General features: G+C 48.5%; 18 protein-coding genes. 15 read left to right on the top strand and 3 right to left on the bottom strand.

The window, feature by feature from the left end; all coding sequences use genetic code 11:
• The first annotated feature begins 179 nt into the window (after nt 1-179).
• The 6 genes from cmk (at nt 180) to pyrF (ending at nt 5,526) form a co-directional block, all read left to right on the top strand.
• Complete coding sequence (cmk, locus tag AC6R10_RS06410) at nt 180-860, top strand: (d)CMP kinase (RefSeq protein ID WP_334552569.1); 681 nt, start codon at nt 180-182, stop codon at nt 858-860.
• Nucleotides 861-963: 103 nt separating this feature from the next.
• Nucleotides 964-2,634: a 30S ribosomal protein S1 gene (gene rpsA, locus AC6R10_RS06405; RefSeq protein ID WP_334552568.1), complete on the top strand. Its 1,671-nt coding sequence runs from the start codon at nt 964-966 to the stop codon at nt 2,632-2,634.
• Nucleotides 2,635-2,838: 204 nt separating this feature from the next.
• Complete coding sequence (gene ihfB, locus AC6R10_RS06400; protein ID WP_011080796.1) at nt 2,839-3,120, top strand: integration host factor subunit beta; 282 nt, start codon at nt 2,839-2,841, stop codon at nt 3,118-3,120.
• Between the two features lie 160 nt (nt 3,121-3,280).
• A complete protein-coding gene (locus tag AC6R10_RS06395) occupies nt 3,281-3,559 on the top strand; it encodes a lipopolysaccharide assembly protein LapA domain-containing protein (RefSeq protein ID WP_334552567.1) in 279 nt (92 codons plus the stop codon).
• Nucleotides 3,560-3,591: 32 nt separating this feature from the next.
• The gene (gene lapB, locus AC6R10_RS06390; protein ID WP_334552566.1) at nt 3,592-4,761 is read left to right on the top strand and encodes a lipopolysaccharide assembly protein LapB; all 1,170 of its coding nucleotides are present in this window, start codon (nt 3,592-3,594) and stop codon (nt 4,759-4,761) included.
• Nucleotides 4,762-4,830: 69 nt separating this feature from the next.
• On the top strand, nt 4,831-5,526 hold the full coding sequence (pyrF, locus tag AC6R10_RS06385; RefSeq protein WP_500626087.1) for an orotidine-5'-phosphate decarboxylase: 696 nt from the start codon (nt 4,831-4,833) through the stop codon (nt 5,524-5,526).
• A gap of 56 nt (nt 5,527-5,582) precedes the next feature.
• On the opposite strand, the gene miaE is transcribed toward pyrF, so the two are convergent.
• On the bottom strand, nt 5,583-6,362 hold the full coding sequence (gene miaE, locus AC6R10_RS06380) for a tRNA isopentenyl-2-thiomethyl-A-37 hydroxylase MiaE (protein ID WP_500630055.1): 780 nt from the start codon (nt 6,360-6,362) through the stop codon (nt 5,583-5,585).
• 65 nt (nt 6,363-6,427) lie between these two features.
• Nucleotides 6,428-7,189, bottom strand: a complete 762-nt coding sequence (locus tag AC6R10_RS06375; protein WP_500626089.1) for a DNA repair protein — start codon at nt 7,187-7,189, stop codon at nt 6,428-6,430.
• Between the two features lie 294 nt (nt 7,190-7,483).
• On the opposite strand from AC6R10_RS06375, the gene cysB reads away from it, so the two are divergent.
• The 6 genes from cysB to AC6R10_RS06345 all read left to right on the top strand — a co-directional run bounded on the left by cysB (nt 7,484) and on the right by AC6R10_RS06345 (nt 14,247).
• On the top strand, nt 7,484-8,458 hold the full coding sequence (cysB, locus tag AC6R10_RS06370) for an HTH-type transcriptional regulator CysB (RefSeq protein ID WP_334552562.1): 975 nt from the start codon (nt 7,484-7,486) through the stop codon (nt 8,456-8,458).
• Nucleotides 8,458-9,684 carry a methyltransferase gene (locus AC6R10_RS06365; RefSeq protein WP_500672019.1) on the top strand — a complete coding sequence of 409 codons (1,227 nt, stop codon included), beginning with the start codon at nt 8,458-8,460 and terminating at the stop codon, nt 9,682-9,684. Before cysB ends, AC6R10_RS06365 begins: the two co-directional genes overlap by 1 nt.
• A 179-nt stretch (nt 9,685-9,863) precedes the next feature.
• Nucleotides 9,864-10,829 carry an ABC transporter substrate-binding protein gene (locus AC6R10_RS06360; RefSeq protein WP_334552561.1) on the top strand — a complete coding sequence of 322 codons (966 nt, stop codon included), beginning with the start codon at nt 9,864-9,866 and terminating at the stop codon, nt 10,827-10,829.
• A 77-nt stretch (nt 10,830-10,906) separates the two neighbouring features.
• Entirely contained in the window at nt 10,907-11,848 is a 942-nt protein-coding gene (locus tag AC6R10_RS06355) for an ABC transporter permease (protein WP_334552560.1), read from the top strand.
• On the top strand, nt 11,845-12,639 hold the full coding sequence (locus tag AC6R10_RS06350) for an ABC transporter ATP-binding protein (protein ID WP_334552559.1): 795 nt from the start codon (nt 11,845-11,847) through the stop codon (nt 12,637-12,639). Before AC6R10_RS06355 ends, AC6R10_RS06350 begins: the two co-directional genes overlap by 4 nt.
• 135 nt (nt 12,640-12,774) lie before the next feature.
• Nucleotides 12,775-14,247 (top strand): GGDEF domain-containing protein, encoded by a 1,473-nt coding sequence (locus AC6R10_RS06345; RefSeq protein ID WP_500671801.1) that lies wholly within the window; start codon nt 12,775-12,777, stop codon nt 14,245-14,247.
• On the opposite strand, the gene dusC is transcribed toward AC6R10_RS06345, so the two are convergent.
• Nucleotides 14,244-15,203: a tRNA dihydrouridine(16) synthase DusC gene (gene dusC, locus AC6R10_RS06340; RefSeq protein ID WP_500671800.1), complete on the bottom strand. Its 960-nt coding sequence runs from the start codon at nt 15,201-15,203 to the stop codon at nt 14,244-14,246. The genes AC6R10_RS06345 and dusC overlap by 4 nt on opposite strands.
• 104 nt (nt 15,204-15,307) lie before the next feature.
• Here dusC and AC6R10_RS06335 point away from each other — a divergent pair, with 104 nt between their 5' ends.
• From AC6R10_RS06335 to AC6R10_RS06325, 3 genes are read left to right on the top strand one after another with little or no spacing between them, the layout of a single operon-like run.
• On the top strand, nt 15,308-15,913 hold the full coding sequence (locus tag AC6R10_RS06335) for an SEC-C metal-binding domain-containing protein (protein WP_500630057.1): 606 nt from the start codon (nt 15,308-15,310) through the stop codon (nt 15,911-15,913).
• A 58-nt stretch (nt 15,914-15,971) separates the two neighbouring features.
• Nucleotides 15,972-16,568 (top strand): outer membrane lipoprotein periplasmic chaperone LolA, encoded by a 597-nt coding sequence (gene lolA / locus AC6R10_RS06330; RefSeq protein WP_334552555.1) that lies wholly within the window; start codon nt 15,972-15,974, stop codon nt 16,566-16,568.
• Between the two features lie 2 nt (nt 16,569-16,570).
• On the top strand, nt 16,571-17,917 hold the full coding sequence (locus tag AC6R10_RS06325; protein WP_500672018.1) for a replication-associated recombination protein A: 1,347 nt from the start codon (nt 16,571-16,573) through the stop codon (nt 17,915-17,917).
• Nucleotides 17,918-18,030: the final 113 nt, after the last annotated feature.

Below are 18,030 nucleotides of genomic sequence, written 5' to 3'. Positions count from 1 at the left end.
CACCCGATCCCGCCTAGCGAAAATACGCGTATGAGTATATAATTTGTCGCCGAATTTCAAGGTCAACGCACTTTGCTCTTCACCTCAACGTTGTCACGTTTTAATCATGAGCCATTGCCATTTGAACGTGTGTTTTGTGGAGATCACCGCGGTGACCGTCAATAGACTTGGAGTAAAACATGTCGTCTCATACACCGGTCGTGACCGTTGATGGACCAAGTGGTGCGGGTAAAGGCACGCTTTGCATGCTGTTAGCAAAAAAATTAGGCTTTCATCTTCTCGATTCTGGCGCGATCTATCGCGTATTAGCCTTGGCTGCTATTCATCATGGTGTCGATTTAGAATCTGAAGATGCACTGGTGCCGATTGCGACTCATCTTGACGTCCAGTTCGTTGCAGAAGGCGATTTGGTGCGCGTTATTCTTGAAGGAGAAGATGTTTCTCGCGAACTTCGCAAAGAAGAGACAGGTATGGCCGCGTCAAAAGTGGCCGCTTTACCACGTGTACGAGAAGCGCTACTGAGACGCCAACGCGCCTTTGCTGAGGGGAAGGGGCTAGTCGCCGATGGCCGTGACATGGGTACTGTCGTTTTTCCTCAAGCTGAGGTGAAGATTTTTCTCGATGCCAGCGCTGAAGAGCGAGCGAATCGTCGCCTCAAACAGTTGCAAGGCAAGGGGTTAGATGTTAAATTTGACGACCTTTTGAGCGAGATCCAAGAGCGAGACGACAGAGATCGTAATCGCCCTGTGGCGCCATTGCGCCCGGCAGAGGATGCGCTTTTGCTCGATTCTACCTCGATGAGTATCGACGAAGTGGTAGAAAAGGCACTACAATATATCGAATCGAAGCTAGTCGCTTAGGCGGCTAGGTAAGAGCGTTGGTCGCATGGATGATGACTGGCGAATTTAATAACCCCATGTGGTAGGACACCCGTGGACGTTTAATTTATTGAAGATTAACTAAATGACTGAATCTTTTGCTCAACTCTTTGAAGAGTTTCTAAACGAAACAGAATTCCAACAAGGCAGCATCGTTAAAGGTACTGTAGTAGCTATCGAGAACGGTTTCGTTCTTGTTGACGCTGGTCTTAAGTCTGAGTCTGCTATCCCTGCAGAACAGTTCAAGAACGCTGCTGGCGAACTTGAAGTTGAAGTGGGTGCTGAAGTAGACGTAGCGCTAGACGCTGTTGAAGATGGTTTCGGTGAAACTCAACTTTCTCGCGAGAAAGCGAAGCGTCACGAAGCTTGGATCGTACTTGAGAAAGCTTACGAAGAAGCTGAAACTGTTGTTGGTATTATCAACGGTAAAGTTAAAGGCGGTTTCACTGTTGAACTAAACGGTATCCGTGCTTTCCTTCCAGGTTCTCTAGTAGACGTACGTCCTATCCGTGACACTGCTCACCTAGAAAACAAAGAGCTAGAGTTCAAAGTTATCAAGCTTGACCAGAAGCGTAACAACGTTGTTGTTTCTCGCCGTGCGGTAATCGAGTCTGAGAACAGCGTTGAGCGTGATGAGCTTCTAGAAACTCTACAAGAAGGCGCAGAAGTTAAAGGTATCGTTAAGAACCTTACTGACTACGGTGCATTCGTAGACCTAGGCGGCGTTGACGGCCTACTACACATCACTGACATGGCTTGGAAGCGCGTTAAGCACCCTTCTGAGATCGTAAACGTTGGTGACGAGATCCAAGTTAAAGTTCTTAAGTTCGATCGTGAGCGTACTCGCGTATCACTAGGTCTTAAGCAGCTAGGCGAAGATCCATGGGTAGCAATCGCTAAGCGTTACCCAGAAGGTCACAAACTATCTGGTCGCGTAACTAACCTAACTGACTACGGCTGTTTCGTTGAAATCGAAGAAGGCGTTGAAGGTCTAGTACACGTTTCTGAAATGGATTGGACTAACAAGAACATCCACCCATCTAAAGTTGTTAATGTTGGCGACGAAGTTGAGGTTATGGTTCTTGAAATCGACGAAGAACGTCGTCGTATCTCTCTAGGTCTGAAACAGTGTAAAGCTAACCCTTGGCAGTCTTTCGCTGAAGCGCAAGCTAAAGGCGACAAAGTAACTGGTAAGATCAAGTCTATCACTGACTTCGGTATCTTCATCGGTCTAGAAGGCGGCATCGACGGTCTAGTTCACCTGTCTGATATCTCTTGGAACGTTGCTGGTGAAGAAGCGGTTCGTGAGTACAAGAAAGGCGACGAGATCTCTGCAGTTGTTCTAGCAGTAGACGCAGAGCGTGAGCGTATCTCTCTAGGCGTTAAGCAAATGGAAAATGACCCATTCAATGCTTACGTTGCAGAGAAGAAGAAAGGCGTTCTAGTTAACGGTACTGTAACTGCAGTAGACGCTAAAGGTGCAACTATCGAGCTTGAAGAAGGCGTAGAAGGTTACATCCGCGCATCTGAAGTTTCACGTGACCGCGTAGAAGACGCTTCTCTAATCCTAAGCGCTGGTGACACTGTTGAAGCGAAATTTACTGGCGTTGACCGTAAGAACCGCGTAATCAACTTGTCTATCAAAGCGAAAGACGAAGCTGAAGAGCAAGAAGCAATGGCTACACTGAACAAAGCAGACGATGCTTCATTCGGTAACGCTATGGCTGACGCTTTCAAAGCTGCTAAAGGCGAGTAATTTCGTCGATAGTTAGAAAAAGGAGCCGAAAGGCTCCTTTTTTATTGCCTATCAGTGACCTAGTGTCCAATTCGTAGAAATCGTACGAAATTGTCGCGAAGACTACACAAACTGATGAAATCTTGTCTAAAATTGATAGCAAGTGTTTGTTGGAACTACTATTAGTAACTATAATAAATGATAAATTACTCTACGAGGGATACTATGACTAAGTCTGAATTGATAGAAAGACTCTGTGCTGAGCAGACCCATCTTTCAGCAAAAGAAATTGAAGATGCGGTAAAAGATATTCTCGAGCACATGGCGTCAACACTGGAAAGTGGTGACCGCATTGAAATTCGTGGTTTTGGCAGTTTTTCTTTGCACTACCGTGAGCCTCGTGTGGGTCGCAATCCAAAGACAGGCGATAAAGTGGAACTCGAAGGTAAGTATGTTCCCCACTTTAAACCGGGCAAAGAATTACGTGAACGCGTAAATATTGGATAGATTTTCACTGCCTTATTCATAGCGGATGAAGGCAGTATAAAAAAACGGCATACATTAGGTATGCCGTTTTTTTATAAAATGAAAACCCGAGATAACCATGGTTTGTTCAGTGGTTTTACTGCATAATCGTAGCAGCGTTTGTCCATTCAGGTGATAGAAGATGAAAATTATAAAAATTGTTATCGTACTGGCTCTGTTTCTTGTCGCGCTGGCATTAGGTTCGCAAAACCAAGAGGTTGTGAACTTCAATTACTTATTAGCTCAAGGTGAATTCCATCTTTCAACCCTACTTGGCGTGGTATTTGTCGTTGGCTTTGTGATTGCTTGGGTCATCTTTGGCAGTTTACATTTACGCTCTCAGCTTGAAGTTCGTAAACTAAAACGCCAGGTCAAGAAACTCTCTCCGGCTGAATCGACACCAGAGCAGTCAAACGCATAATACACTTAGTCGTTAGGTAGGCTCTTCACTCGATGTTAGAAATACTCTTCTTGTTATTGCCAATTGCCGCCGCTTACGGTTGGTATATGGGTAACCGTAGTGCCCAGCAAGACAAGCAGAAACAGTCCAATCAGATTTCCCGTCAGTACGTGACGGGTCTAAACTTGTTGCTGTCCGATCAGTCCGATAAGGCGGTCGACCACTTTATCGAACTGCTCCAAGTTGACAATGAAACCATAGATACCCATTTAGCATTAGGTAATCTCTTCCGCTCTCGTGGTGAAGTGGACAGAGCCATTCGTATTCACCAAAATCTTATCTCACGTTCAGGCCTGACCATCGACCAGAAAAACATTGCGTTGCAGCAGTTAGCCAAAGATTACATGGCGTCGGGTTTTCTCGATAGAGCGGAAAAGATTTTTGAACAACTCGTGGACGAGCCCGATCACAGAGAAGCGGCATTAGGCCAACTGGTCGCGATTTATCAGCAGACACGAGAGTGGGGCAAAGCAATAGAATACGCCACGCTTCTCGTTAAGATGGGGCGTAAGCGCATGCGCAGTAGCATCGCGCATTTTTGGTGTGAGCTTGCAGCGCAAGAAAAACTCGAGGGGAACATCGACAAAGCCACGCAACATTATAAGCGCGCTTTATCTGAAGACCCCAAATGCGTACGAGCCTCTTTGGCGCTCGGACGTCTATTTCTTGATGCTGAAAATTACGCTGAAACCATTCACTACCTTGAACAAGTGCTTGAACAAGACAGTGACTTTGTCAGTGAAGTGTTGCCGACGTTGGCGGAGTGCTATCACCACATTGGTGATCAAGAAGCGCTATTGGATTTTTTGCGCCGTTGTATCACCAACAAAGCGGGTGTGTCAGCGGAACTGATGCTGGCTCAGTTGGTGGCCAAGCATGAAGGCGCAGGGGCAGCACAAGAATTGCTCACAAGGCAGCTGGTTAAAAACCCAACAATGAAAGGTTTTTATCGCTTGATGGATTATCATCTAGCGGAGGCAGAAGAGGGCCGCGCGAAAGCGAGCTTGGCAACGCTGCAAAAGTTGGTGGGTGAACAGTTAAAAGTGAAGCCTCACTATCGTTGCCGTAAATGCGGATTTTCAACCCATTCCCTCTATTGGCATTGTCCATCATGCAAAGGGTGGGGCACGATTAAGCCCATTCGAGGATTGGATGGCGAATAGCCATAAATTTTTAAATGCAGCGGCGATCCCGCTGCTTTTTTTCGACTTATAGATACATTAGGAGATGAAATGATCGACCAAAAAGTGATAGTTGCGCTGGATTATGACAACCAAGCTGACGCACTGGCTTTTGTTGATAAAATCGACCCAGCGTCTTGCCGACTCAAAGTTGGTAAAGAGATGTTTACTCTCTTTGGTCCCAATTTCGTCAATGAGCTGCACAAGCGCGGCTTTTCTGTTTTTCTCGACCTCAAGTTTCACGATATTCCAAACACCTGCTCAAAGGCCGTTCGCGCTGCTGCTGAGATGGGGGTATGGATGGTCAATGTTCACGCCAGTGGCGGAGAACGCATGATGACGGCATCACGTGAGATACTGGAGCCTTATGGCAAAGATCGCCCGCTGCTCATCGGAGTTACTGTACTAACGAGTATGGAGCAGCAGGATCTCGCGGGCATTGGATTGGATGTCGCGCCTAAAGAGCAAGTGGTACGCCTTGCAACGCTCACTAAAAATTCTGGGCTGGACGGTGTTGTTTGTTCGGCGCAAGAAGCGAGCATGCTTAAGAGTGAGTTGGGTCGTGAGTTTAAATTGGTCACACCAGGCATTCGACCAGCGGGCGCAGCAGTGGGGGATCAGAAGCGTATTATGACGCCTGTTGATGCTATTCAAGCAGGGTCAGATTATCTGGTGATTGGTCGCCCTATCACGCAGGCGAGCGACCCTGCGGCAGTGTTGGCAGAGATCAACGCCACATTGGCTTAAATCATAGTGTATGACCAACAAGGCCAGCAAATTGCTGGCCTTGTGCGTTTTTGGGGTTATTCGGCGCAAAGTGGTACGCCACTGTGGAACTTAAAATCAGCATCGGGTGATGAAATAAGCGAGGCTTCTTTCTGACCAAAATAGTGAATGCGATCTGAGATGTCTTTGCCTGCGATCTCCTCAGCGAGCACAAGATAGTCTTGATAATGGCGCGCTTCTGAGCGGAGCAGGGAAATATAAAACTTACCAATATCTTCATCCATTAATGGCGCCAGTTTGGCAAAACGTTCGCACGATCTCGCCTCGATATATGCGCCAATGATCAATTTATCGATCAGTGTTTGCGGCTCATGCGTTGCCATCTCTGATATAAGGCCTTTTGCGTATCGGCTGGCAGGAATCGGCTCGTACGTGATTCCTCGTTGTTCCATGATTTCCAGTACCTGATAGAAGTGGTGTAACTCTTCTTTGATCAGTAACACCATCTTATCAATCAGCGCTTGGCTGTAGGCTGAATCCGATTTCGCCATGATTGACTTAGTAATGTTGCTTTTGCCTTTCAGTGTCTCTAGGTTACCCGTTTGACGATAAGCGAAATCTTCATAGGGCTTGAACCATTCAAGTAACGCTGTCGCACTCGATGGGTCGACCGCATACTTGCGAATTAAGTACATCGCAGATTGGCCTGCCTTTAGCTCGCAAAGCAAGTGGTCGATCAACACGGTTTTCAGGTTCTCTGGTTTACTCGCTTCGTTGACCCACTCCTCTGGGGTGTGACAATGAAGAAATTGATGGATGGGAGAGAGTAAATCCTGGTATTGAGCTAAATCTGACATGGGGTTTCTGTTTAAATAGAAAAGGTCGCAATCGCGACCTTTGAAAAGGGTGATAACTGATTATATTACCATTTTTTCTTGGCACCAAAGAGCACGTCCATATCGTCTTGACGTTCTTTCTCTTCGATTTGGTGTAACTCTTCCGCGTTGCGCGATTGACGTTTCTGCTCAAGCTGATCATACATCTCTTGCAGCTTTTCTCTCGCTTGGTTGGAGTACGCGTCATTTTTTGTGCTTAATGCATCCAAGCCTTTGCGTAGCAGTTGAATCGCGGTACCTGGTTGGCCACGTACGATGGCATCGTTGGAACGTTTGATAACATTTTCGATATTGATGCGAATCTGAATGGTCTCCAGACGCGCGTTCTCAGTGACGAAAGTCTGAGTGTCTAGGCGTCCTTTGTTATGTTCGCTGCGAACGGTATCACGAAGACGTTTCACCAGCTTAAGCATCACAATGGCTTGTTTGTCACTGGTCGGCACCTTGAAAGCGGTACTCTCACCTGACTCACTATTTTTTAATTGGGTAATTTGTTGTTTGACGGATTCAACACGCTGCTCCAACTGTTTGTTCCTTGGATCCAGTTCATACATGCTTTGCAATGAATCTAAGATACGATTGTTTAGGCAAACGAGTAGCTCTTTACTATAAGGAAGGTGGTGCGCGTGACCGATAAGTTCTTCTGTTGCATCAATGATTTGCAGGTAACGTGAGCTTTCTTGTTTCTTGGCCGTTTCAACTTTCACTTTATACTGAAGCATAATGTTGTAGCCAAGAACGAGAACCAACAAGATGGCAACGAGCGCTATGATTAAACCAATATTCATAAATTCCGTATCTTATGTTCCGTCATGGTTAGCAGTTAAGGATACATGATCCATCGCCGCTAGACACTTTTTTATATTATTACTCAACAGATTATTTAAAGTAATGAAAAACATCAACTGCTGAGCAAATCTGTGCCTCTGCTTGCAAAACATCCGCTTGAATCCAATTTGGTTATGCTTTTGCGTCGCATTTAAAGCATAGGACTATTATTTTAAGCCTAGAGGCGTTATAACTAAATATTATAAAATATGTTGGCACTTGCCGTGCGTAGGTAAGGGAATACGAGGTCGAGAATGAAATTACAACAATTGAAGTACATTGTTGAGGTGGTCAATCACAATTTGAATGTCTCCGCGACGGCGGAAAGTCTTTATACATCGCAGCCTGGCATCAGCAAGCAGGTGCGATTACTTGAAGATGAACTCGGGATTCAAATATTCGAGCGCAGCGGCAAACACCTTACCCAGGTAACGGGCGCGGGCCAAGACATCATTCGTATTTCTCAAGAGATCCTCGCGCGTGTTGAGAGCATCAAAGCGGTCGCCGGTGAGCACACTCACCCGGAGATGGGCACGCTCAATATCTCAACGACCCATACCCAAGCGCGTTATGCCTTGCCGGATGTGATCAAAGGGTTTACGGCGCGATACCCTAAAGTCTCCCTTCACATGCACCAAGGCACCCCTTCGCAAATGTCAGAAGCGATTGCGAAAGGCACTGCCAACTTTGCCATTGCGACGGAAGCACTGCACCTTTACCAAGATGCCATCATGTTGCCGTGTTACCACTGGAATCGCTCTATTGTGGTACCTAAAAATCACCCATTGGCGCAGAAAGCTCAGGTGACCATTCAAGATCTTGCCTCATACCCTCTGGTGACTTACGTCTTCGGCTTCACAGGCCGCTCTGAGCTCGATACGGCCTTTAATAAGGTTGGTTTAACGCCAAGAGTCGTGTTCACTGCGACCGATGCAGATGTGATTAAAACCTATGTAAAAATGGGCATGGGAGTCGGCGTGATTGCCAGCATGGCGATTGATAAAACTCAGGATACCGATTTGGTTTCCATCGATGCAAGCCACATCTTTGGCGCCAGCACCACCAGTATCGGGTTCCGTCGTGGTACCTTCTTGCGCTCTTACATGTTTGATTTTATGGAGCGCTTTGCGCCACACTTGACTCGCCCTGTGGTTGAGCAAGCTCTGACGTTAAAATCCAACGCCGAAATTGAAGAGATGTTTAAAGACATCGAACTGCCAGTGCGATGATCGAGAGGCACTTCCAAGCGCTGGATGACTATTTACGCCAACATCAAGTCTATTGGCGTTTTGAGCCTTTTCTCGCGAGCAGCGCCTCTTCTCTACCTTGGCAAGCGATCAACCCCGATCTTTGCCATTGGTTAAATGCCTTGTCGGATGAGGAGATTGAGCAGTACAAATCGGATACCGATGCGCTGCTCGCCGCGATGACGCCACATTTTCCTGAGCTAGGCAATATCAAAGCGCTTACCGATTTATCGCCCCATTCACTACCGACCGCGAGCCATCTATCGACAGACGTTGAGAGCATGTCACTGCCTCGCGGATTAGACAAAGGGATCCCCGGTAGAAAACTTCGACAGATCACCTTAATGGGCAGCGCAGCGCTGGCGCATCACAAAGGCGATGAGTGGTTGGAGTGGTGTTCGGGTAAAGGTTATCTCGGCCGTATCTTGGCGAGTCAATCTCAGCAAAACGTCACCAGTTTCGAGTACCAAGCGGCTCTCTGTTTATCTGGGCAAGCGGAAGCGGATCAGATGGGCTTGACGATGACGTTTGTTCAAGGCGATGCATTGAGCAACGAAAGCCAATCGGTACTAAAGCCTAATCAACACGCGGTGGCGCTTCACGCTTGTGGTGATTTACACGTTTCACTCATGCACAAGTCCATTGCCGCAAAGCTGCCCGCTGTGACCTTATCACCCTGCTGTTATCATTTAATCGAAGATGAGACCTATCAAACTCTCTCGGCTCAAGGAAAGGCATCAAGCCTTGGATTAACCCAGCAAGAACTGCGGATCCCGCTACAAGAAACCGTGACTGGCGGCGAGCGAGTCAAACGCCATCGCCAACTGGAAATGAGGTATCGACTAGGGCTCGATTGTCTGTTTCGTCAAACATTGGGTTATCGTCACTATGAGCCGATCCCCAGTGTGAAAAAATCACAGTTATCCGAAGGCTTTGAGTCGTTTTGTCACTGGGCATGTAAACAAAAGGGGATAGAATTACCGAGCGTTGACTTTGCTGACTATGAACAGCAGGGGATGAGGCGTTATTGGCAGATGGAGCGATTGAGTCTTTGTCAGCAAGTTTTTCGCCGTGTGCTTGAACTGTGGCTAGTGATGGACAAAGCGCTCTACCTAGAGCAGAACGGATACCGCGTCTACTTAGGCGAATTTTGTTCGAGAGAAACCACGCCGCGTAACATTTTAATCCATGCTGAACGTCAGTCGTGACTGAAGTCTACCCGCCTCTCTTTTTTGTTACTGCACTGTTAAAAGTTGCTTCCTTTTTCATCACCTTGTTGGTAATAATGAATACCATGCTCATACATGAAGCATGGGTATAACTATTACAAGCACACCCTCATTAATTACAAACACAACATCGTTATTGCTTATATCAAGGAGTTAAGATGAAAGCAGGTAAAATCTTTGCCACCGCAGTACTGGCCAGTGCGGCGCTTCTTAATGCGACCTCTATTGCAGCGAAAACTGCTACGGTTGCTGTTTCACAGATCGTTGAACACCCAGCGCTTGATGCGACTCGTCAAGGTCTATTAGATGGTTTGGCAGCGAAAGGGTACAAACAGGGCGAAAACCTAGAATTTGATTATAAAACCGCACAAGGTAACCCAGCGATTGCCGTTCAGATCGCTCGTCAGTTTGTTGGTGAAAACCCAGATGTATTGGTAGGCATTGCAACGCCGACGGCGCAAGCCTTGGTGTCGGCAACGCGTAACATTCCAGTGGTATTTACGGCGGTCACGGATCCAGTGGGCGCGAAACTGGTTAAGCAACTGGAACAACCGGGCAAGAATGTCACCGGTCTTTCTGACCTCTCGCCTGTCAAGCAGCATGTTGAGCTTATCCAAGAGATCTTACCTGAAGCCAAGTCTATTGGTGTGGTGTTTAACCCAGGTGAAGCCAATGCGGTGACGTTAGTCGAGCTGTTAAAAGAGGCCGCTGCGGAAAAAGGCCTAACGGTGGTCGAAGCGACGGCGCTGAAAAGTGCAGACGTTCAGTCAGCGACACAAGCCATTGCGGCCAAATCTGACGTAATTTACGCACCGACCGATAACACCGTTGCCAGCGCGATCGAAGGTATGATCGTGGCGGCAAACCAAGCGAAAACACCCGTGTTAGGCGGAGCAACTTCCTATGTAGAAAAAGGTGCGATTGCAAGCTTGGGCTTTGATTACTACCAAGTCGGCGTGCAAACTGCCGATTATGTTGCCGCGATTCTAGAAGGCGCTGAGCCAGGGACATTGGATGTCAAAGTGGCGAAAGGCTCTGACCTCGTGGTTAACAAAACGGCGGCTGATAAACTCGGCGTCACGATTCCTAGCGCCGTGATTGAACGAGCGACAAGCGTGAAGTAATTCACTGACGAGGGAGGCCCGTTCTCCCTCACCTCTCACCTGAAAAACGGAGAGTATTAGCAGAAAAGGGAGTTTTTATGTCTGCTTTCGCTTTTTTTGGTGCACTTGAGATTGGATTAATCTACGGCCTTGTGGCACTTGGCGTGTACCTTACCTTTCGTGTACTTGATTTTCCTGACCTAAGTGTTGATGGTAGCTTTCCTATGGGAGCCGCCGTGGCGGCGACTGCGATAGTTGCGGGCATTAACCCTTGGGTTGCAACCTTTATGGCTATTGTTGCCGGAGCGATGACAGGGTGGGTCACGGCCTTTCTTGCCGTGCGCTGTGGCATCTTGCATCTGTTGGCGTCGATACTCACCATGATCGCCGCATTTTCGATCAATATTCGCATCATGGGTCGCCCTAACATGGCGTTGTTGGGTGAAGATACCATTCTGACACCGTTCGAAACGATGGGCGATCCCATGTTGGTTCGACCGCTGTTAGTGGGCGTGTTGGTGCTGTTATCCGCATGGTTCGTCATTCGACTCCTCAACAGTGATTTCGGTTTAGGGCTGAGAGCGACAGGTGTGAATGCGCGCATGGTCTCAGCACAAGGTGCAAGCACCTCCTTTTACACCTATTTTGGCCTTGCTCTATCCAATGGATTCGTGGGTTTCGCGGGGGCCTTGTTTGCGCAGACCAACAGCTTTGCCGACGTCACCTCCGGGGTCGGCACGATCGTTGTCGGTCTCGCGGCGGTGATTCTTGGTCAAACTTTGATCCCGGGTCGACGAATTTGGGTCGCGGTGGTAGCGGTGATCGTCGGCTCTGTGCTCTACCGTTTGGCTGTCGCCTTTGCGCTCAGCTCTGGCATGTTCGGTTTACAAGCTTCTGATCTTAACTTAGTGACAGCAGTATTGGTTGCGCTAGCACTGATTGCACCGAAGTTGAAAGGCAACATAAAGGCAAAAAAGCCTAGTCCTGCCGAGGCACCACGGGCGTCAAAGCAAAACGATAGCAATGGAGGCGTCGCATGATTCGGCTAAAAGATATTCAAGTCACCTTTAACCCAGGGACCATTTTGGAAAATCGCGCGCTAAGAGGTGTCGATCTTGAGGTACCTCAGCATCAGTTTTTAACCGTGATCGGCTCAAACGGTGCGGGTAAATCGACGCTGCTTGGTGCCGTCACCGGTGAAACACCTATGGTGGGTGGACAAGTGGTGATCGATGAACTGGATGTGACAAGACAAACGGTTTCCCAGCGCGCCAGTCAATGTGCGCGCGTGTTCCAAGACCCGTTGGCAGGCACTTGTGGTGAGCTCACCATTGAAGAGAACATGGCGCTGGCCTATATGCGAGGCAAAAAGCGCGGTTGGAGTCTCTCCTTGTCGAGCAAACGGCGTCGTCTGTTTCAAGAGCGCATCAGCATTTTGGGCTTAGGGTTGGAAGACCGCTTGGGTGATAACATTGGTCTTTTGTCTGGCGGGCAGAGGCAAGCAGTCAGCTTGGTGATGGCCACTTTATCGGACAGCAAATTACTCTTGCTTGATGAACACACCGCCGCGCTGGACCCACGTATGGCCGCGTTCATTATTGATTTGACCAAAACCATTGTCAGCGAGTTCAACTTGACCGTCATGATGGTAACGCATTCGATGAAAGATGCACTTGCGTGTGGCGATCGCACTGTGATGCTCCACCAAGGTGAAATCGTACTCGATGTTCAAGGTCAGCAACGAGCGGGCATGACAGTGCCTGATTTGCTCGAGATGTTCACCAAAGTACGGGGTGAAGAGTTAGCCGACGACAGTCTACTGCTCAACTGATCTTCTCATTTTTGCGACCACGGCTTTACAAATGTGGTTGGCTCACCGTAACTTAAAGAGTGTGGCATAGCGAAGTCTAGCCATACTCTTTTTTGTCTATGGATAGGCTATGTTAATTTGTAAAGGATCGTTGGGATGAAGGTGCGTCGCCGCTTTAGTTTAACCTCGGCACTTTTGATGCCGTTTGTGGTCAGTGCGGTGATCATAACCTTAGTGATTGCCAACTATCTGCATGCTCGTCAGCAGGATGTGAAAACGGAATTTGGCCGCATTGCCGCCGCGGTGCTTCGTTCGGCCAAAATTGTCACCGCGCTTGACTACAGTTTTATCAACTATGCGCGCTCTGATTATGGCTTAATGTCCGGGCATAATAGCCGTATTGTCGATGGCCTATGCCAAATGTGGCCTATCGACTTGACCTTGCTTAGCGACAGCAAAAGTCGACATCTGCCTTCGGTCGATATTAGCTACATGCTGGTCGGTGAAGAGAGCTTGTGCGATGAATCAAGCGCCTTGTATCAAAAAGTCGCGGGAAAAGTCTCGCTCGCTCCGGTGCTGTCCTTCCTGCACGACATTGATGCCTATGTCGCGGGTATCGATTACATTGATGTTGACGGGTATGTGATCTCATCGCCTGACCGTATGCTCAAAGGAGTGAGCAAAGCCGATTTAGAGAATATTAAAGCTCACCCCAATTGGTACGAATCCCTCAAAAACCGCGATAGAATCACGCTAATAGGGCCCTATAAAGACTTTATTACGGGTGACCATACCTTGAGCATGTCGATTCCCGTTTTTGAAGGCTATGAGCACAAAGGCGTTATTTCACTCGACATTTTAGTGGATGAGCTATTAAAGCCTCGCACCCATTTACCCGGACGGTTTGCCATTGCTCATGATGAACTGATCAGCAGCAGCGACGGATTTCATGGCACTTTGACCTTGGCCTCTGACTGGGTCTTAGGGGAACAGGTCGTCTATTATGATGTCGACTGGCGTCAGGAAACCCGTGAGTTTATCTCTTCCCAGCGCTATAGCTTAGTGGTCATCGGCGGTATTTATCTCTTCGGCGTGATGACGCTGCTGTTTGCAAACTCTGCTAAGGAGAGACGCTATTTTAGAGACTTAGCGGCGAAGGACGCGATGACAGGATTGCTCAATCGACGCGGGCTTGAATCCTTTCTTCGCTCTACCCAGCACCAAGCGTATGTTGCCCTTGCGGTCCTAGATATCGATGATTTTAAGACCATTAATGACCGTTATGGCCATGACATCGGTGATGATGCCATTTGTTATATGGCGGATATCCTAGCACAAAGCCTGCGTATCACTGATGCGGTGGCGAGATTCGGCGGCGAAGAATTTGTTGTGTACATTACTGCGAATTCTGCGGCCGATTTAGAGAAGACCCTACACCGTTTGGTGGAGGTGGTGCGAGAAGGGGCAGCTAAGGTTGTAGAGGGCGGATTCACGGTATCGGGCGGCGCGCACATCGTACCCGCTGACCGATTTGGGGATTTTGACCTGCACTTCAAACTCGCAGATGAACAACTCTACCTGGCAAAAAGTCGCGGTAAAAACCAAATGATCGCTCTGAGCGAAGCTTAAGAGACGGTATCGAGCAGCGTTGCTTGATAACGCTCAATATGATCAACGATAGGCTGAGCTTTGTTGAAGGTACGAATTTCGCGAAACAGAGCATCAGCTTGCGGGTATTGCTGACGCAAATAGGAGAACCACTGCTTCACGCGGTTCGGGTAGTAGAGCCCTTTATCGCCTTTCATCTCATACTGCGAATAAACCAGTAGCAGCTTGACGACGTCTTTCCACGGCATTGGGGCGTGATTGTGTTTGACCACGTTGCCAAGATTGGGCACGTTGAAGGCGCCTCGGCAAACCATGAGTGAGTCGACTCCAGTCGTCTCGATACACGCTTGACCATCTTGATAGTTCCAGATCTCGCCGTTGGCGATCAGTGGGATAGAAAAACGTTGTCGAATCTGGTCAATGTACTCCCACTTAATTTCACTCGCTTTGTAGCCGCCCGTTTTGGTGCGCGCATGCACAGTGAGCTCATCGGCGTTGGCCGATTGAATGGCATCAACAATCTCGAAGCAATCTTCCGGGTTCTCCCAACCTAAACGGATTTTGGCGCTGACAGGAACGCGCGGATCCACTGCGTCGCGGCATGCTTTGACGACATTGTGAATCAATTCAGGATGCTGCAATAAGGCGGCGCCACCTTTACTTTTATTCACAAGCTTGGCCGGGCAGCCAAAGTTAAGGTCAATCCCTCTTGCACCTAACTCCACTGCGCGCAGGGCATTTTCCGCCATCCAATGTGGATCTTGACCAAGCAGTTGGACATGAACAGGCACGCCTGATTTGGTTTGAGAGCCTTGTTGTAATTCTGGACAAAGACGATGAAAAACGTGCTCTGGAAGTAATTGGTCCACGACACGGACAAACTCGGTGACGCACAGATCGTAATCATTAATATCCGTGAGAATTTCTCTCATTAAATGGTCAAGGACGCCCTCCATCGGGCCAAGAACAACGCGCATAACACTCACCTCTTTGCGGGAGGCGTGATTCTAGTGGGTTCGCTTTCGATTGTCACTAGCTAGGGGTATAATGCGACGGTTTCTCCCAATCCAAAAGAAGCTAGATGACCTATCAATTGTTAATCCTTGACCCCGCCACCTGTGAAGAATCGCCTTTGTTTTTTGAAGGACTTACCTTGGCCGCTAACCTAGCGACCAAGCCACTTGCCCCGCAGCAGTGGGTGGGTGAGCTCTTGTCTGATCAGGTTGATGCGAATCTTATCGAGTCACATATCACCGCCCAGTACAGTGCGATCAAACGTAATGATTACTCACTGCTTGCGTTGCTGGCTGAGCCGCGAGATGAGCAGCTGGCCGATGTGGCAGAAGGCTTCATGACCTTGTGGCCGACGATTGAAACCCAGTGGCAAGGCCTGACCTTGAGTGATGGCACGGAGCGCATGTTACAGGCATTATTGACCACCATGATGCTGGCCATTGATCAAGAACAAACCCAACAGCAAATGCGTGAAGCGGGCATCGATACGCCGCCTGCGTTAGAGGATTTGGTTGACCAATTAGATCTGATGCTGATCGAAGTGGCACAAGCGGCCGACGAGCAATTAGTCGGAGCGAAAGCGCAAAGCGTCAATCCTTACAAATCGATCGGTAGAAACGATCCTTGTCCGTGTGAAAGCGGCCGAAAATTCAAACAGTGCTGTGGTCAATAGAACAAAATACCGAGATGTAGGTCGAAAGACTGGGTCTACGTGTAAAAAAGGAACCTAAATGAAAAAATTAGCCGCTCTATTTTTGATGAGTTGTTCTGTCCTTGCTGCGCCGAAAGATGAGCTCAACGCGCGCCTACAAAAAACCGAAGGCTTCAGTGCCAATTTCAGTCAAAAAGTGGTCAGCCCAGAGGGCGACGTCGTAATGCAAGGTGAGGGTACAGTCGATATTTCGAGACCCAGCCTCTTTCGTTGGGAAACGACGTTACCCGATGAAAACTTATTGATCTCCGACGGCGAGAGCTTGTGGTACTACAGCCCGTTTATCGAGCAGGTGAGCATTTATTCGCAAGAGCAGGCGACGGAGCAGACACCTTTCGTGTTGCTTACCCGTAATCGAGCCAGTGATTGGGATAACTATCGTGTCAGTCAAGAGGGCGACCAGTTTACCCTTATTCCGACTGCTGTGGATTCAAACCAAGGTCAGTTTCGCTTAGAAATTAACTCGAAAGGTGCGGTCAAAGGGTTTAGCGTGGTGGAGCAAGATGGGCAAACCAGCAACTTTGTCTTTGATGATATCCGCCTTGGCAAGCCGTCGGCCGATAAGTTCACGTTCCAAATCCCTGAGGGTGTGGAAGTGGACGATCAAAGGAACTAATGGTGAGTAATTACTCGTTAGACTTTTTAGGGGACGAAGATTTTCGTCCTCTTGCCGCTCGAATGCGCCCGCAAACGGTGGAGCAATACATCGGCCAGCAACATATTCTCGGTGAAGGTAAACCGCTGCGCCGTGCATTGGAGGCTGGTCACATTCACTCTATGATTTTATGGGGGCCACCGGGCACCGGTAAAACCACCTTAGCGGAAGTGGCCGCGAATTACGCCAATGCCGAAGTGGAGCGAGTCTCGGCCGTTACCTCTGGGGTGAAAGAGATTCGCGCTGCGATTGAAAAAGCACGTGAAAACAAACTGACAGGTAGACGCACCATCCTATTTGTGGATGAGGTGCACCGTTTTAACAAATCACAACAAGACGCTTTTCTGCCACATATTGAAGATGGCACTGTCACATTTATTGGTGCTACGACAGAAAACCCTTCGTTTGAGCTTAATAATGCGCTGTTATCACGAGCTCGCGTGTACAAACTGACTTCGCTTTCTCAAGCGGAAATCCGCCAAGCGCTTGATCAAGCGATTAACGATACCGAGCGCGGACTCGGCCATATTGACGCGGACTTTGGCGAGGGTGTGTTAGAGCGGCTTTCTGAGCTAGTAAATGGTGATGCACGAATGTCACTCAATTATCTCGAGCTGTTGTACGACATGGCTCAAGATGATGCGCAGGGGCGCAAAGCCATTACCTTGCCGCTGCTTGCCGAAGTCGCAGGTGAAAAAGTCTCCCGTTTTGATAACAAAGGCGATATTTGGTACGACCTGATTTCTGCGGTGCATAAATCCATCCGTGGGTCTAACCCCGACGCTGCGCTCTATTGGTCGGCGAGAATGATTGCCGCAGGGTGCGATCCTCTTTATATCGCAAGACGCCTGTTGGCGATTGCGTCGGAAGATATTGGTAATGCGGATCCAAGAGCCATGCAAGTGGCGCTATCGGCTTGGGATTGCTTTACCAGAGTCGGGCCGGCCGAAGGTGAGCGAGCGATCGCGCAAGCGGTGGTCTACCTCGCATGTGCGCCAAAGAGCAACGCGGTTTATAGTGCCTGGAAACAAGCTTTGGCCGATGCACACAATCTGCCTGAGTACGAAGTGCCTGTCCATTTACGCAACGCGCCCACTAGCTTGATGAAAGACTTGGGTTACGGCGCGGAGTATCGCTACGCGCATGATGAGCCAGGTGCCTACGCTGCAGGCGAGCGCTACTTGCCACCAGAAATGAGTGAAACGCGATACTATCAGCCGACCAATCGTGGCTTAGAAACGAAAATTGGCGAAAAGTTAGATTACTTGGCTAGTTTAGACGCAAAAAGCCCACAAAAGCGCTATGAATAAGCGCCTATTTTAGATACATTTATTCGGTTGTGGTTTTGGCCAAGCACCACAGTGGCAGGCCAAAATCAGAAACGCACATTCTTAAAGCACATTATTGATAAGCATAGGGTTAA

Source organism: Vibrio sp. R12-SG2-ISO1 (assembly GCF_059834045.1).
The sequence above is the reverse complement of the archived record's forward strand: the minus strand, read 5'-3'. Positions and strand labels throughout refer to the sequence as shown.

Coding starts and splice junctions, on each gene's coding strand:
- cmk (WP_334552569.1), top strand. CDS start 180: ATGTCGTCTCATACACCGGTCGTGACCGTTGATGGACCAAGTGGTGCG.
- rpsA (WP_334552568.1), top strand. CDS start 964: ATGACTGAATCTTTTGCTCAACTCTTTGAAGAGTTTCTAAACGAAACA.
- ihfB (WP_011080796.1), top strand. CDS start 2,839: ATGACTAAGTCTGAATTGATAGAAAGACTCTGTGCTGAGCAGACCCAT.
- AC6R10_RS06395 (WP_334552567.1), top strand. CDS start 3,281: ATGAAAATTATAAAAATTGTTATCGTACTGGCTCTGTTTCTTGTCGCG.
- lapB (WP_334552566.1), top strand. CDS start 3,592: ATGTTAGAAATACTCTTCTTGTTATTGCCAATTGCCGCCGCTTACGGT.
- pyrF (WP_500626087.1), top strand. CDS start 4,831: ATGATCGACCAAAAAGTGATAGTTGCGCTGGATTATGACAACCAAGCT.
- miaE (WP_500630055.1), bottom strand. CDS start 6,362: ATGTCAGATTTAGCTCAATACCAGGATTTACTCTCTCCCATCCATCAA.
- AC6R10_RS06375 (WP_500626089.1), bottom strand. CDS start 7,189: ATGAATATTGGTTTAATCATAGCGCTCGTTGCCATCTTGTTGGTTCTC.
- cysB (WP_334552562.1), top strand. CDS start 7,484: ATGAAATTACAACAATTGAAGTACATTGTTGAGGTGGTCAATCACAAT.
- AC6R10_RS06360 (WP_334552561.1), top strand. CDS start 9,864: ATGAAAGCAGGTAAAATCTTTGCCACCGCAGTACTGGCCAGTGCGGCG.
- AC6R10_RS06355 (WP_334552560.1), top strand. CDS start 10,907: ATGTCTGCTTTCGCTTTTTTTGGTGCACTTGAGATTGGATTAATCTAC.
- AC6R10_RS06350 (WP_334552559.1), top strand. CDS start 11,845: ATGATTCGGCTAAAAGATATTCAAGTCACCTTTAACCCAGGGACCATT.
- AC6R10_RS06345 (WP_500671801.1), top strand. CDS start 12,775: ATGAAGGTGCGTCGCCGCTTTAGTTTAACCTCGGCACTTTTGATGCCG.
- dusC (WP_500671800.1), bottom strand. CDS start 15,203: ATGCGCGTTGTTCTTGGCCCGATGGAGGGCGTCCTTGACCATTTAATG.
- AC6R10_RS06335 (WP_500630057.1), top strand. CDS start 15,308: ATGACCTATCAATTGTTAATCCTTGACCCCGCCACCTGTGAAGAATCG.
- lolA (WP_334552555.1), top strand. CDS start 15,972: ATGAAAAAATTAGCCGCTCTATTTTTGATGAGTTGTTCTGTCCTTGCT.